The organism is Variovorax sp. YR566, assembly GCF_051992195.1.
GTDB lineage: Bacteria > Pseudomonadota > Gammaproteobacteria > Burkholderiales > Burkholderiaceae_C > Variovorax.
The window spans coordinates 1,149,976-1,163,154 of record NZ_CP197092.1 but is presented as its reverse complement, the minus strand read 5'-3'; the positions used below and the strand labels follow the sequence as shown (position 1 = coordinate 1,163,154).

The 13,179-nt window shown below is 64.2% G+C and carries 17 protein-coding genes and 2 pseudogenes; 10 read left to right on the top strand and 9 right to left on the bottom strand.

The genetic code is table 11. The features are described 5' to 3' along the window. Positions 1–34 precede the first annotated feature (34 nt). The gene (locus ACTG4X_RS05400; RefSeq protein ID WP_440533355.1) at positions 35–730 is read left to right on the top strand and encodes an aspartate/glutamate racemase family protein; all 696 of its coding nucleotides are present in this window, start codon (positions 35–37) and stop codon (positions 728–730) included. A 30-nt stretch (positions 731–760) separates the two neighbouring features. Here the strand turns inward: ACTG4X_RS05400 and ACTG4X_RS05395 are convergent, their stop codons facing one another. Genes ACTG4X_RS05395 through ACTG4X_RS05375 form a run of 5 tightly spaced genes read right to left on the bottom strand, consistent with a single transcriptional unit; the run spans position 761 to position 5,148 of the window. After that, positions 761–1,768: a TRAP transporter substrate-binding protein gene (locus ACTG4X_RS05395; RefSeq protein ID WP_307616865.1), complete on the bottom strand. Its 1,008-nt coding sequence runs from the start codon at positions 1,766–1,768 to the stop codon at positions 761–763. A 26-nt stretch (positions 1,769–1,794) separates the two neighbouring features. Further along, a complete protein-coding gene (locus tag ACTG4X_RS05390) occupies positions 1,795–3,075 on the bottom strand; it encodes a TRAP transporter large permease (RefSeq protein ID WP_097200277.1) in 1,281 nt (426 codons plus the stop codon). Further along, positions 3,072–3,653, bottom strand: a complete 582-nt coding sequence (locus ACTG4X_RS05385; protein ID WP_440533354.1) for a TRAP transporter small permease — start codon at positions 3,651–3,653, stop codon at positions 3,072–3,074. The genes ACTG4X_RS05390 and ACTG4X_RS05385 overlap by 4 nt, the downstream gene beginning before the upstream one ends. Positions 3,654–3,668: 15 nt before the next feature. Further along, positions 3,669–4,115: a type II 3-dehydroquinate dehydratase gene (locus ACTG4X_RS05380; RefSeq protein WP_440533353.1), complete on the bottom strand. Its 447-nt coding sequence runs from the start codon at positions 4,113–4,115 to the stop codon at positions 3,669–3,671. A 22-nt stretch (positions 4,116–4,137) separates the two neighbouring features. Continuing rightward, a complete protein-coding gene (locus tag ACTG4X_RS05375) occupies positions 4,138–5,148 on the bottom strand; it encodes a TRAP transporter substrate-binding protein (protein ID WP_440533352.1) in 1,011 nt (336 codons plus the stop codon). Positions 5,149–5,256: 108 nt separating this feature from the next. Between ACTG4X_RS05375 and ACTG4X_RS05370 the strand changes: the two genes are divergently transcribed. The 8 genes and pseudogenes from ACTG4X_RS05370 to ACTG4X_RS05335 form a co-directional block, all read left to right on the top strand. After that, entirely contained in the window at positions 5,257–6,039 is a 783-nt protein-coding gene (locus tag ACTG4X_RS05370; RefSeq protein ID WP_093079318.1) for an IclR family transcriptional regulator, read from the top strand. A gap of 73 nt (positions 6,040–6,112) precedes the next feature. After that, a complete protein-coding gene (locus tag ACTG4X_RS05365) occupies positions 6,113–6,520 on the top strand; it encodes a PaaI family thioesterase (RefSeq protein WP_440533351.1) in 408 nt (135 codons plus the stop codon). Between the two features lie 240 nt (positions 6,521–6,760). Further along, entirely contained in the window at positions 6,761–7,372 is a 612-nt protein-coding gene (locus ACTG4X_RS05360) for a hypothetical protein (protein WP_440533350.1), read from the top strand. A 20-nt stretch (positions 7,373–7,392) separates the two neighbouring features. Then, a complete protein-coding gene (locus ACTG4X_RS05355) occupies positions 7,393–7,650 on the top strand; it encodes a hypothetical protein (RefSeq protein ID WP_440533349.1) in 258 nt (85 codons plus the stop codon). A gap of 182 nt (positions 7,651–7,832) precedes the next feature. Then, positions 7,833–8,198 carry a hypothetical protein gene (locus ACTG4X_RS05350; RefSeq protein ID WP_257014997.1) on the top strand — a complete coding sequence of 122 codons (366 nt, stop codon included), beginning with the start codon at positions 7,833–7,835 and terminating at the stop codon, positions 8,196–8,198. Positions 8,199–8,228: 30 nt separating this feature from the next. Continuing rightward, on the top strand, positions 8,229–8,432 hold the full coding sequence (locus tag ACTG4X_RS05345) for a hypothetical protein (protein ID WP_097200282.1): 204 nt from the start codon (positions 8,229–8,231) through the stop codon (positions 8,430–8,432). Positions 8,433–8,485: 53 nt separating this feature from the next. Further along, the gene (locus ACTG4X_RS05340) at positions 8,486–8,935 is read left to right on the top strand and encodes a low affinity iron permease family protein (protein WP_097200283.1); all 450 of its coding nucleotides are present in this window, start codon (positions 8,486–8,488) and stop codon (positions 8,933–8,935) included. Positions 8,936–9,114: 179 nt separating this feature from the next. After that, positions 9,115–9,207 (top strand): annotated as a pseudogene (locus tag ACTG4X_RS05335) (prephenate dehydratase); the annotation flags it as partial. 121 nt (positions 9,208–9,328) lie between these two features. Here ACTG4X_RS05335 and ACTG4X_RS05330 read toward each other — a convergent pair. The 4 genes and pseudogenes from ACTG4X_RS05330 to ACTG4X_RS05315 form a co-directional block, all read right to left on the bottom strand. Beyond that, positions 9,329–9,553: pseudogene (locus tag ACTG4X_RS05330) on the bottom strand (3-keto-5-aminohexanoate cleavage protein); the annotation flags it as partial. A 372-nt stretch (positions 9,554–9,925) separates the two neighbouring features. Continuing rightward, the gene (locus ACTG4X_RS05325; RefSeq protein ID WP_440533348.1) at positions 9,926–11,032 is read right to left on the bottom strand and encodes a relaxase/mobilization nuclease domain-containing protein; all 1,107 of its coding nucleotides are present in this window, start codon (positions 11,030–11,032) and stop codon (positions 9,926–9,928) included. Beyond that, positions 11,025–11,606 (bottom strand): hypothetical protein, encoded by a 582-nt coding sequence (locus ACTG4X_RS05320; RefSeq protein ID WP_257014999.1) that lies wholly within the window; start codon positions 11,604–11,606, stop codon positions 11,025–11,027. Before ACTG4X_RS05320 ends, ACTG4X_RS05325 begins: the two co-directional genes overlap by 8 nt. A 360-nt stretch (positions 11,607–11,966) precedes the next feature. Further along, entirely contained in the window at positions 11,967–12,488 is a 522-nt protein-coding gene (locus ACTG4X_RS05315) for a helix-turn-helix domain-containing protein (protein WP_440534362.1), read from the bottom strand. A gap of 267 nt (positions 12,489–12,755) precedes the next feature. Between ACTG4X_RS05315 and ACTG4X_RS05310 the strand changes: the two genes are divergently transcribed. After that, complete coding sequence (locus ACTG4X_RS05310) at positions 12,756–12,998, top strand: helix-turn-helix domain-containing protein (protein WP_097200284.1); 243 nt, start codon at positions 12,756–12,758, stop codon at positions 12,996–12,998. The last annotated feature ends 181 nt before the right edge of the window (positions 12,999–13,179 follow it).

Here is a 13,179-nt window from a genome sequence, read left to right as displayed (position 1 = left end):
TCGCCCTGCTGTTTCCCTTTCGGAGATTTCTTCCATGCCACTGCACATTGGCATCGTCGGCTGCTCGGCCGAAGGCGCTGCGCTGTGCTATCGCACGCTGTGCGTCGAAGGCGCCCAGCACATGGGCCAGGCCCACGCGCACCCCGAGGTTTCGATGCACACGCACTCGCTCGCCAGCTATGTGGACTGCCTTGACCGCGGCGACGTCGACGGTGTCGCGCAACTGATGCTGTCGTCGGCGGGCAAGCTTGCGGCAGCTGGCGCCGACTTTCTGATCTGCCCCGACAACACGATCCACCAGGCGATGCATCGGGTGCTGCCGCAGTCGCCGCTGCCCTGGCTCCACATTGCCGAGGTGGCTGCAGCAGAGGCGGTGTCGCGGGGCTTTCGCCGCGTGGGCGTGCTGGGCACGCGCTGGCTGGTCGACAGCGAGGTCTACCCGCAGGCGCTGTCGGCCGCCGGGCTGCAAGCCGTGCGGCCTGATGCCGATGAGCGTGCGACGCTTGGCCGCATCATCATGGACGAACTGGTGCGCGGCGTGGTCCGGCCCGAATCCACCGCGGTGCTGCAGCAGATGATCGAAGGTCTGAAGGCACGCGGCTGCGATGCCGTGGCGCTGGGTTGCACCGAGTTGCCACTGGTGCTGAACGACGGCAACTCGGCGCTTCCGACACTCGACTCGACGCGCTTGCTGGCGCGCGCGGCGCTGCGGCGCGCAACGGCCGGCTGAGGCGCCTCGCCCGTCTCGCCGTACCCCCGCCTATTTGCGCGCCTTGTCGATCTCGGCCATCAGCTCTTTCACGGTGGCCTCGCCGACCGAGGCCGAGTACTTGTCGATGACCGGCTTCACCTTCGTGCGCAGCTTCGCCATCTCTTCGGGCGGCAGCTCCGACACGGTCATGCCCGCCTTCTTCAATGCGTCGAGCGCGCTGTCGGCGGCGCCGCGCGAGGCCTCGCGCTGGAACGCGGTCGATTCGGCCGACGCCTCGGTGATGATCTTCTTCTCTTCCGCGCTCATGCCGTCCCAGGTCTTCCTGCTGATCAGCAGCGCCTGCGGGTTGTAGATGTGCCGGGTCTGGGTGATGTACTTCTGCACCTCGGCGAACTTGGACGACAGGATGGTGGTGTTCGGGTTCTCCTGCCCATCGACCGCCTTCTGGTCGAGGGCGGGATACAGCTCGGGAAACGGCAGCGGGGTGGCATTGGCGCCCAGCGCGCCGAACAGGTCGATGTAGATCGGCGACTGGATCACGCGGATCTTCAGCCCCGCGATGTCGTCCGCCTTCACGATCGGCCGCTTGCTGTTGGTGAGGTTGCGAAAGCCCAGGTCCCAGTAGCCCAGCCCATGCAGGCCCTTGTCTTCCAGCCTGGCCATCAGCTTCTGGCCGAAGGGGCCGTCGGTGACCGCGTCGGCCTCCTTGCCGCTGTTGAACAGGAACGGAAAGTCGTAGGCCGCGAACTCCTTGACCTGCGCCGAGAGAATGCCCGCGTTCAGCACCGTGAGTTCGACCGTGCCGCCCTGCAGCGCCGACACGGTCTGAAGATCGCCGCCGAGCGCGCCGCCCGCGAACAGCTTGACGGTGATCTTGCCGCCCGACTTGGCGGCCACGAGGTCGGCGAACTTCTGCGCGCCCTGCGCCTGCGGATGGCCGCTCTGGTTCTGGAACGCGAACTTGAGCGTTCGCTCCTTGACCTGCGCACCGGCGCCGCACATGGCGAACAACGCAACGGCGGCAACCAGCAGTTTCAGCATCGAAGGCTTCTTCATGGCAACGTCTCCTTGTATGTATGTGTCTATCCGTGGAACAACCTGGCCGGCCCCGTCACCAGCCACGGGAACAGCACCATCAGGAACATGACGGCGAACTCGGCGATCATGAAAGGCACCACGCCGCGCGTGACGTCGTCCATCGAGATCTTTCCGACGCCGGCCACCACGTTGAGGACCGTGCCCACCGGCGGCGTGACCAGGCCGATCGAGTTGTTGATGATGAAGAGCACGCCGAAGTAGACCGGGTCGATGCCCGCGGCCTTCACGATGGGCATCAGCACGGGTGTGAGGATCAGGATCGTCGGCGTCATGTCCATCGCGGTGCCCACGATCATCACCAGCACCATGATCGCGATCATCAGCAGGATCTGGTTGCCCATGAAGGGCTGCAGCAGCCCCACCACCTTCGAAGGCAGGTCGGCCACCGTGATGAGCCACGCGCTCACCATGGCCGCGGCGATCAGGAACATCACGATGGCGCTGGTCTTGGCCGCGCCCACGAACACCGCGTAGAGGTCCTTCCAGCTCAGCTCGCGATAGACCACGATCGACACGAAAAGCGCATAGACGGCGGCCACCACGGCCGCCTCGGTCGGCGTGAACACGCCCATGCGCAGACCTACGAGGATGATCACCGGCAGCATCAGCGCCCACAGCGCCTTGCGGAACGCGGTGAAGATTTCGGCGCCCGACTTGCGCGGCGGAGGCACGATCTTCTCGCGGCGCACCAGCCACGCCCAGGTGATCCACAGCGCGCCGCCGATCAGCAGGCCCGGCACGATGGCCGCGAGAAACAGCTTGGAGATCGAGACGTTGGCCGCCACGCCGAAGATCACGAGCCCGATGCTCGGCGGGATCACCGGGCCGATCACGCCGGTGGCCGCGATGAGCCCGCCCGCGCGCGCCTTGTCGTGGCCCGCCTTGACCATCATAGGCAGCAGCAGCGCCGTCAGCGCGGCGGCGTCGGCCACGGCCGACCCCGAGAGCGCCGAGAGCAGGCAGCCCGCCATGATGGTCACGTAGCCGAGACCGCCTTTGACATGGCCGACCAGCGCGAGCGCGAAATCGACGATGCGCTTGGAGAGGCCACCCACGTTCATGATCTCGCCGGCCAGCATGAAGAACGGCACGGCCAGCAGCGGAAAGCTGTCGGCGCCGCCGATCACGTTCTGCGCAAGGATCTGCGCGTCGAACAGGTCGAGGTGCCACATCAGCGCAACGCCGCTGGCCAGCAGCGAGAACGCGATGGGAATGCCCATCGCCATGGCAAGGAGCAGCGAGCCCACGAAGACGACGATGGTCACTTGCGTGCTCCCTGTTGTGCATCACCTTGCACAGTGCTGTCTTGCGAACCGAGGATCTGCTGCAGCTGCACCGCTTCTTCAGACTCCTGCACCATCACCAGGTCGCTCTCGGCAATGCGCCCGGTGAGCAGGCGCAACAGGTCGAGCATGAGGATGAACGCGACCAGCACCGAGAACACCACGCCTGACAGGTACACCACCGCCATCGAGGCGCCGGTGACCGGCGCGGTCACGTCCCAGTTGATGCGCGTCTGCGCCGTGCTGCCCTGGAACAGCAGCCACACGATGTAGAGCATCACCACGTGCCCTATCGCAAGGCAGATCTTCTTGCCGATGGGCGGCAGCTTCTGCACGACCATGTCGACGCCCAGGTGGCCGTGCTCCTTCAGCGCGACGACCGCGCCGAGAAAGGTCATCCAGATGAAGAGCCAGCGCGAGACTTCCTCGGACAGGGTGATGCCCGAATTGAAGCCGTAGCGCAGCACCACGTTGCCGAAGACCAGCACGACCATGACCGCAAGCGCGGCTGCGATCAGGGCTTCGATGCCGGCGCAGCACCGGTCGATCCATCGGTTCATGGCCATGCGCTGCGTTCAGGCCAGCGCGGCCTGCCTGTGCATCTCGACCAGCGCGCGCAGCGCAGCCAGGTAAGACTGCGGGCCCAGGCCCTGGACCGTGCCTTTCACCGCCGGCGAGATGATCGAATGCGCGCGCCATGTCTCGCGCGCGGCGATGTTGGACATGTGCACCTCGATGGTGGGGAACGGCATCGCCTTGATCGCGTCGTGCAGCGGCACGCCGTGCTGCGTGAGGCCGGCCGGATTGACCAGCGCACCCTGAGCCTCGTCGATGTGGGTGTGCAAAAAGTCGATCAGGTCGCCTTCGTGGTTCGACTGGAGGATGTCCAGCGTCACGCCGAGTTCGGTGGCGAGCTGCTGCAGCTGCGCGTTGATTTCGGCCAGCGTGGTCTTGCCGTAGATGTGGGGTTCGCGGCGGCCGAACAGGTTGAGGTTGGGGCCGTGCAGGACGAGGATCTTCATGAGGCGCCTTCGGTCAGAGGTCTTACTGCTTGAGGATGCGCGCGAGTTCGTCGGTGTAGAGCTTGACGATGGCGGGGTCATAGCTCGCGGCGAAACGCTCGGTGACAGGCTTGGCAATCTGCCGCATGCGGGCCTGCTCGGCGGGCGCGAGCTCGTTGAACTGCGCCCCCTTGGCCTGCAAGTCGCCTACGGCGCGCTGCGCGGCGGCGCGGCTCACCTGGCGCTGATAGCCGCGCGCTTCGTCGGCGGCCTCGCGCATCATCTTCTGCTCAGCGGGGCTCAGCGAGTCCCAGAACTTCTTGCTGACCAGCACGATGTTGGCCGCATACACATGGTTCGTGGCACTCACGAACTTCTGCACCTCGTAGAACTTGTTCGACAGGATCACCGCGTACGGGTTCTCCTGGCCATCGACCGCCTTCGACTCGAGCGCGCCGTACAGCTCGGCGAAAGGCATCGGCACCGGGTTGGCCTTGAAGGCCTTGAAGGTTTCGAGGAACACGGGGTTCGGAATGACGCGGATCTTCAGGCCTTCGAGGTCCTCGGGCCTGGTGATGGGCCGCTTGCTGTTGGTGACGTTGCGAAAGCCCAGGTCCCAATAGCCCAGCGCCACCAGCCCCTTCTCCGGCAGCTTCGCAATCAACGCCTGGCCCAGCGGGCCGTCGAGCAGCGCATCGGCCTGCGCAAAGCTGCCCACCGCGAACGGGAAGTCGACAAGGCCGAACTCCTTGACGATGCCCGCGAGCGACGTGGTGGCCGGTGCCGACATCTGCTGCACACCGCCCTGCAGCGCCGACTGCTGCTGCATCTCGTTGCCCAGCTGCGAGGCCGGAAACTCCTGCACCTTCATCTTGCCGCCGCTCTTGGCCGCGAGCAGCTCGGCGAAACGCTTCACGCCGAAGCTCACCGGATGGTCTGCGTTGTTGAGGTGGCCGAAGCGGATCACACGGTCCTGCACGCCCTGCGCGAAGGCGGGAATGGCCAGGGCGAGGGTCAGGCCGGCCGCTGCCAGCTGGCGATGAAGCGTTCTCAAGATGTGATCTCCAGCTGTGTGAAGGTGCAAGGGCGGCGCGATCTTAGGACAGAATTGGAAAATATTTCCACTAGTGAAAACACTTGGCAAAAGCGCTAGAGTGACGTCATGACAGCCATACTCGAACGCAGCTTCAAGGTCCTCGAACACCTGGCCGGCCACCCCGAAGGCCGCGCGCTGTCGGCACTGTCGGCCGAGCTGGAAATGCCGCTGAGCGCCACGCACCGCCTGCTGACCGAGCTCATCCGCTGCGGCTATGTGCGGCAGGACCAGAGCCACGGCGACTACATGCTCACCATCAAGCTGGTGTCGCTGGGCCTGAGCTTTCTCAGCAACAGCGGCATCGTCGACGTGGCGCAGCCGCTGCTCGACCGGCTCGCCGCCGAATCGGGCGAACTGGTGCGGCTGGCTGTGGTCGACGGCGACGAGCTCACCTTCGTTGCCAAGGCGCAGGGTGCAACGCGCGGCCTGCGCTACGACCCGGACATGGGCCTTTCGGTGAACCTCTCCTGCAGCTCCGCCGGCCACGCCTGGCTGTCGACAATGACGGACGAGCAAGCGCTGCAACTCGTGGCGAAGCAGGGCTTCGGCAAGCCCGAGGACTACGGCCCGAAGGCGCCGACCACAGTGAAAGCGCTGCTGGCGTATCTGCGCGCGGCACGCAAGCGCGGCTTCGCGATGATCAGCGAGGTGTTCGCGCCGGCAATGACAGCCATGGCCGCGCCGGTGCGCAGCGGCAACGGCGCGGTGATCGGCGTCATCACCATCGCAGGGCCATTGGTGCGACTGACCGAGGAACGCATGCTCGAACTGGGACCGGTGCTGCTGTCGTCGGCCGAGGACGTGGCGCAGGCCAGCGGGGCTTCCGCGATGTTCAAGCGAAGGGCCTGACCGGACATCGCGCGGCGGCCATGGTGCTTATCTATTCAGAATGGAGCCTCCTCGACAAGCCAAGGAGACATTCATGCACGACATCGCCGCGCTCCAGAAACTGCTGGACACGATCTTCCCCGGCCTGATGGGCGTACGACTCACCGAGCTCGCACCCGACCGCGTGGTCGCGCAGATGGAGGTGCGGCAAGACCTGTGCACCGCCGGCGGCATCCTGCACGGCGGCGCCTACATGGCCTTCGCCGACACGCTGGGTGCGGTCGGCACCATCGCCAACCTGCCAGAAGGCAAGCGCACGACGACCACCGATTCGAGCACCAAGTTCATCGCGGGCGCGCGCCTGGGCACTACCGTCACGGGCACCTGCCTGGCGCTGCATCGCGGACGCACTACGCATGTGTGGCAAACCTCGATCACCAATGCCGACGGCAAGCTGTGCGCGGTCGTCACGCAGACGCAACTGGTGCTGGACGGGGCTTAGAAGCCGCGGTGGCCAGCAGTCCGCAAAGTAGACTTTGGACTGCTTGTATCACCCGTCACAAAATCATACATTTCGCCTCAAGGAGGCCACCAGCCAATTCGGCTGCTCGAAGCGGTGGCAAAACCAGCCATGGCAATCGAATGGAATCCAGGTCCGCCCCCGCCTCCGGGCTTCATCGTCAGAGGCCGGGTTGGCTTTGACAGGGACGATGCGAAATTTGTGGACTCATCCACAAGCTACATGCAGACCGTCTTCCGGCCTTTGGGCACCTGGAGCCCGTTGGGTCCGACGGAAAGCCGCTATGTGCATGGCACGCCCCACCAGAACGTCACCGACCGATCCACCGGAGTAGTGACTCCCGGGCAGGGAACGATGCGCGCCCATCACATCGCGGACCATGAAATCCAGCTGATGATCTGCGACTACATGAACGGCACCATCAACATGGCTGTTCTACTGGATCGAATCGGGGCGCTGTACCTGACGAGCTGGGTCGATGTGATCGTCACGCCGCGTCTCTTCAAGATCTGGCTCCAGTGGTCCCTGGCCTTGGCGAAGGCACTCACCGTCATAACGTCGCAAGTCGTCAGATTGTCAAAGACAAAGCAAGCCGAATACGCGACCCGACTGAGCGAAGCGCTCTCGAGTTCGGTGGCAAACCTCCGGGTGGGGCATGCGCAAACAGACGTTGCGCTGGCACACGGAGTTGCCCCCCGCATGCAGCGCGGTGTGTACGACCTGTTCGGCTACTTCATCGGCTGGCTGACGGGACACAACTTCGCACAACCGACGCTCTCCGTCGAAACATCGCTGGTCTCGACTCCTGGGACAGCCACTACACCGGACACCTGACCGCGCCGTCCGGGACAAGCGTGATTGTCAACAACGTCTTCATCGGGCCCGGCGGCATACCGGGCAGCCTCTTCATCTCGGAGGAAGATCCGCTTCATCCTGCAACGCGGTCTACGCGGCCGGTTCCCCAACGCTATCCGGGAACGACGGGGCTTACCGGTTATGTGCTCAGGAGCACCCGGTCGATCACCCATCTCGGCGTGATCGTGCTGATCCTGACCCTCCTGGGCTACAAGGGAAAAGAACTGATCTGGCCGCGAGCGCTCCCCCGGATCTGAATGCCGCCCTGCATGCGAGGCGATACGGCGGATGCACGAAAGTAAAGGCCTGCTGCCGATCAATCGATCCATAGCCGTCGGCAAGCGGCGATATCCAATATGGTGCCCCGTCCCGGTGGCGTCGGCATGCGCTTACGGCCAGTTCGCGCAGCGTCCTATCGACGCATCGACCGTGGTTTCTAGTGAACCCGCCTCCGGCGGCGACCGTTGATCCGGCCATTGCCGAACTCAAGGCCGGCCGCGACAAGATTGCAGCCGACTACAAGACCGACCGTGCAGCCTGCGACGCCATGAAGGACAACGCCAAGGACCTCTGCATCGAAGAGGCCAAGGGCAAGGAAAAGATCGCCAAGGCCGAGCTGGACCAGAAGCTCAAGCCAAGTGACGGCAACGCCCGCAAGGTGGCGCAAGCCAAGGAGGACGTTGCCTACAGCATCGCGAAGGAAAAGTGCGACGACCGGAAGGGCGACGCCAAGTCCGCCTGCATAAAGCAGGCCAAGGCCGATGAAGACAAGGGCAAGGCCGAGATCAAGGCAATGAAAAAGTAGATCGCGGTGCGCGCAGAAGGAGCCTCGAGCATGAAGCAGCAACAGGCGGGAAGCGACGAGCGTGACGACAACCGCCGCGTATCGGCATGGGGCGTCGTGGCGGTCATCGTCGTGCTGCTTGGCGCGCTTGCGTACTTCCATGCACTCCAGAAACGCTTCGAATTCCCGGCAGAGATGATGCCGCCCGTGCAGAGCGCTCCCAGCGAAATGCCCGGCGTTCTTCCGGGCAGATAGAGCGTTCGGCGGTGCAGGCATCGCCGAGCGCATCAGAAGACATAGGCAAGCCCATGGAACGACTCTTCGACTCCTTCGCCAACACCTTCGCCCGCATGGCCGGCAGCCCGGCGGCCTTCCTGATCTGCGTGGCCGTGGTCGTGGCCTGGGCGGTTTCGGGGCCGTTCTTCGGCTTTTCGGAAACGTGGCAGCTCGTGATCAACACGGGCACCACCATCGTCACCTTCCTGATGGTCTTCCTTATTCAGAACACCCAGAACCGCGACGGTGTCGCCTTACAGACCAAGCTGGACGAACTGATCCGCTCCTCCAACGCAGAGGATGACTTCATCGGCATCGAGAAGCTCACGGACAGGGAGTTGATTGCGCTGCACGAGCGCTGCGAGGCGGCTGCCAAGAAAAGCCAGGAGACGCTGGAGAAAGCCCGGACCGAGCGCAAGCGCCGCGGCCACCACGACGACCGCGCGGACCGAGGCAGCAGCGCCCGCTCAATCGATCCGTAGCCACCGGCAAGCGGCTATATCCAATATGGTGACGAGCTGTTTGTTGCGCAGTATCAGGCCACGCTCCGATGCCCGTCGGGTTTTCGCGTCAGTGTGTTCAGCCCGCTGTTCGTAGACTGTTCACGTCTTTACATCGGCCGTGCTGGCGCCGCACCGATGCCGCCAGCGGTGGCGCCGCCGCCCAGGCTGGCGTGCAGATCCTGACGATCTACGAACGCCCGAGCAGAAAGACCCTGGGCACGCACCTCTACCTCGTCGAGGTGGCGGGCCATCCGTCCGGGTGGACGCTCAAGAACCAAGGCGTGCCACGAGGCCATCGCCAGTCGACAGGCCGCGGTGATTTGCGTTCCCGTGCTCATAGCGAAGGCCATGCGAAACGGCGTCGACGAGGAGTCATGCGGCCTTGCGCAGGAACCCCTGGTTGGCACCGTTGCGGTTCGGGGCGAAACCGTTTGCCAACAGTGACTCTTCGGTGGTCTTGTAGAACACGCCCATCTTCGAGATCTCGCGCGCCTGCTGCGCCGTCGCAATCGGCCGGCCGAACTCGCGCGCGATGCGCACCAGCTGCTCGATCTGCGCGACGGTACCGTTCTTGGCGGAGCGCGCCTGGTTCCACAGCTGGGGCGTAATCGAAAGAACCGCAGACAACGCCATCTGCGCTGCTTCGACATCGCAGCCCACCCTCTCAAGATCGCCTTCAGTACGAACTTCTGCCGAGCGTGCGACGAGGCTCGACTTTAGACAACTGCCAAATCTACTAGGCCTGCAGGAGCTCGCGTATCAACAGCGGCCCTCAGCCCTCCCCAACCGAGCCTTTTCTCTTCACCGGCTGAACAGCTTTCGGACAATCGCCGGCCAGGCCCGAGTCGCCCTGTCGGGAACGGGGGGCGTTCGACCAGCTTCTTGCCCCGTGCAAACGCACTCGGCTCCTCGACCGTCTGCGCAACGTTGTCGATGCTGCCGGCAAGGCAATCACGACCTCTCGCGTGTTCATCGGACTTGCGACCTCTGCAAATCGGTGATCGTGCGTTCTGGCGCCCGGCTTCTGGCTTGCTCTTTCCAGCGGCCAGCCATTCGTTGCGCATCGGTCTGTACCTCCGGCATGCGCGCGACGAAACGATCCACCTGGGCAGCCAGATCACCTTCGCCCTGCCTTCGAAGTGCATCCGCCGTTGCACGCCAGTCCGCAGCCACCTCCTGCCGGGTCCCCTGCATCGCCTTCAGGCCGGCATCCAAGGTGCCCCACCCAGACCTGAGAACCTGGAGCACGCTCTCCAGCTTGGCGCGCACGAAGGTCGAGGTCTTCGGTGGCGGGCGTTTGGCCTGCTCACTGGACGGCAATTGCCCGAACGCCCGAAGTGCACGGAGCCGATGATGGATCGCGTCCTTGTACGGCTTGCGGATCTGCCCTCGCACCTGACGCGGCGTCGCATTGGCCGCCACGCCCTGCTCACGCATCAGCACGGCGAACTGTTCGCGCCATTGCCGCAGCGTGTCCTTGCGGATGTACAGGCGCTGGCCAGGCTCGAATTCGTGCTCGCACTTGACCACCAGATGCACGTGCGGGTGCGGCTGGTCGGTGTGCAGCACCAAGGCGTAGCGATACCGCAGCGCGAAGTTCTCGCGAGCGAACAAGCGGGCCGCGGCCAGCACCTTCTGCGGCGGCGTGCCGGCCGGCATCGACAGCACGATGTTGTGAACGAGCTTGGCCCGAGGGTCCTTCTGCCCCTCGGCCGGCTTGGGCTTGTACTGGCTTCTGCAAAGGTCCAGTTGCCAGTCGGCTGTGATCTCCCTGGCAGCGCCTCGGCCCTGCAGCATCAGTCCCTCGTCGGTTTCCGTCGGCAGCTTGCCATGCCGGCCGATGTAACGCAGGTGCGCTCCCACCCCGCCAACATCCCGCCCACCGCCGGAGACCTTCACGATCACCTCGGGCGTGCGACCCACCGTGCGCTGGATCTGTGCGATCTGGTCGGCACCGAAGCGCAGGGTGCCGCCCGGCCCCCGCCGGCCATAGCTCACGATGTCCAAGGCCATGTCGCGCGATGCACCAGCCGAGCCGCGGCTGCTTCGGCCCAAGCGCACAGTCTGCTTAGGCATGGCCCGTCTCCCTGCCGGTCTCCCAGCTGATGAGGTTCCGGCGCACGACGGCCGCTGTGGCTTCGCGTGCCACCTCGACTTCTCGCAGGACCAGCGCCATCGCATCGCGCAGTTCGCATGCCTGCGACTCCGCCGCGTTGTTCGGCACGCCGAACCTTCGAAGCTGCCGCCCGAGCGCAGCCAGCTGCGCGCAGGTCACTCGGAGCTGGTCCAGCTCTTTCGGAGGCAGCACCGCCGAGCGCCGAACATGGTTGTGGACCAGCATGGTCAGGTAACTGCTGGTCTTCATCTCACGAGCATCGGCCCGCTTTGCGGCCAGCATCCGGTCGCCGGGACGAAGTCGCAGTGTGATGAGATCCGTTACGCCAAGGCCACTCTCTGAATCGCATGCGGACCGTTGTCCATCCGACCCGAGCGAGATTGCGCCATTGGTCTTGAGCACTTCGTCGACCATCTTCGCAAGCAGATCCGACGCGCTGAGCTGATGCCGCGCGGCCAGTGCGGCAAACCGCGTCCTCGTATCGGACGACAACCGGGTACTGATCACGCAGCTTGATCGGGAGGTTTTGACCATTGCAACGCCGTTGAGTAAACAATGTCTGAGGGCAGTCTAGCCTGCCCTCAACACCGCGCAAGGACTCTGCTCTCGAAATTTCAATGCCCCCTGCAACTGCCACTTCCAGACTGCTCGTGCTTCGTCATCCATCCCGTTCACGCAGAGCCCCCCACACCGCCGCCTCACAGATTTCCTAGCCCATTCATCAAACGAGAAGACCCCACTGTTGATAGCCGCTCAAAGCTTCCTCAATGTTCGGCATGCCGAACATTGAGGAAAGGATGAGGAAGGGGAATACGGCACATGGCGAATGCGCGGGCGATCGGTTGGTTAGACATCCACCTCGCTCCACAACACGACAGCGTCGCCGCGAGCAGCCTACTCGCGCAGCGTGAAAACCACCGAGAGGTACGAAACAGGCCCCGAATGAATGGTATCGATGCCATGCAGCGCAGTCGCATCGAACAGCAGCGAGTCCCCTGCCCCCACCTCGACCGTCTTGCCAGCGTAACGGTAGCTGACCTCCCCGGACAGGAAGTACAAGAACTTGAGGCCCGGGTGCTGGAAGGTCACGTAGGGGTCGGCGCCGGGCAGCAGTGTGACCATGTAGGGCTCGACGAACAGGTTGCCCGACAGCAGGTGGCCCAGCAGTTCGTAGCGGTAGTCCGTCACGGCGCCAATGCGGTCGACAAGGACGCCACGTCCGGCTCGCACGTGGCAGAAATCCGTGCGGCGCGCCTGGTCGCTGAAGAAGCGCGACGTCGGCACATGAAGCCCCTGCGCGAGGCGCTCCAGGGTCTCCACTGAAGGCGAGACCAGCCCGCGCTCGATGCGCGAGAGCATCGAGGAGGAAATCCCCGAGGCCTGCGCCAGCGTGCCGCCGGACACACCAGCCGCCATGCGAAGCGCCCTCACCTGCACACCGATGCGTGCCGCCGACAAACTGCGTACGACAGGTGCGGGCTGCCGCGGAAGGGCGCGCGTCACCGAGGCCGGCAGCCGCAGCGGGCGGGCCGTTGGCAGAGGTGAAGCAATCTGTCGACGCGTCATTTGGATCTCACAGCAGAAGAGCATCGAGAAAGGCCAAAACGGCATTTCCTCCTGCTGTGCATGATAACTAATAAAGGTCGAAATGGCCTTTTTTGATTTGCCTCCCAGCATCGAGAAGTGCCGCCGTCCATTCACCATCGCCGATATGAGGTGCTAAGAAAGCATCTGCGCTCCCTTCGGCGCTCTGCCGGCTTGACGCAGGCAGAACTTGGAGTACGCCTCAAGGTAGATCAGTCCCATGTCTCCAAAGTCGAGCGAGGCGAACGGTATATGGACGTGCTGTTTTATTTGGACTGGTGTCGCGCTTGCAAACAGCATCCCGAGGCCGCGATCACGGTTCTGGCTAAGGCTGGAGCCTAGCTGTCAACTCGGAAGCGACACGCCACCTGGGCGCCAGGCGCGATGCTCTCTTGGATAAACGGGATCAGGTACTGCACTGAAGCCTCGGGAATGCGACGCAGCCGGATGCGGCTGAACCCCTTGGACTCCACGACGACGGGTCTGGAATGGAAAAAGCCCTAAGCAGTTGATTTACTTAGGG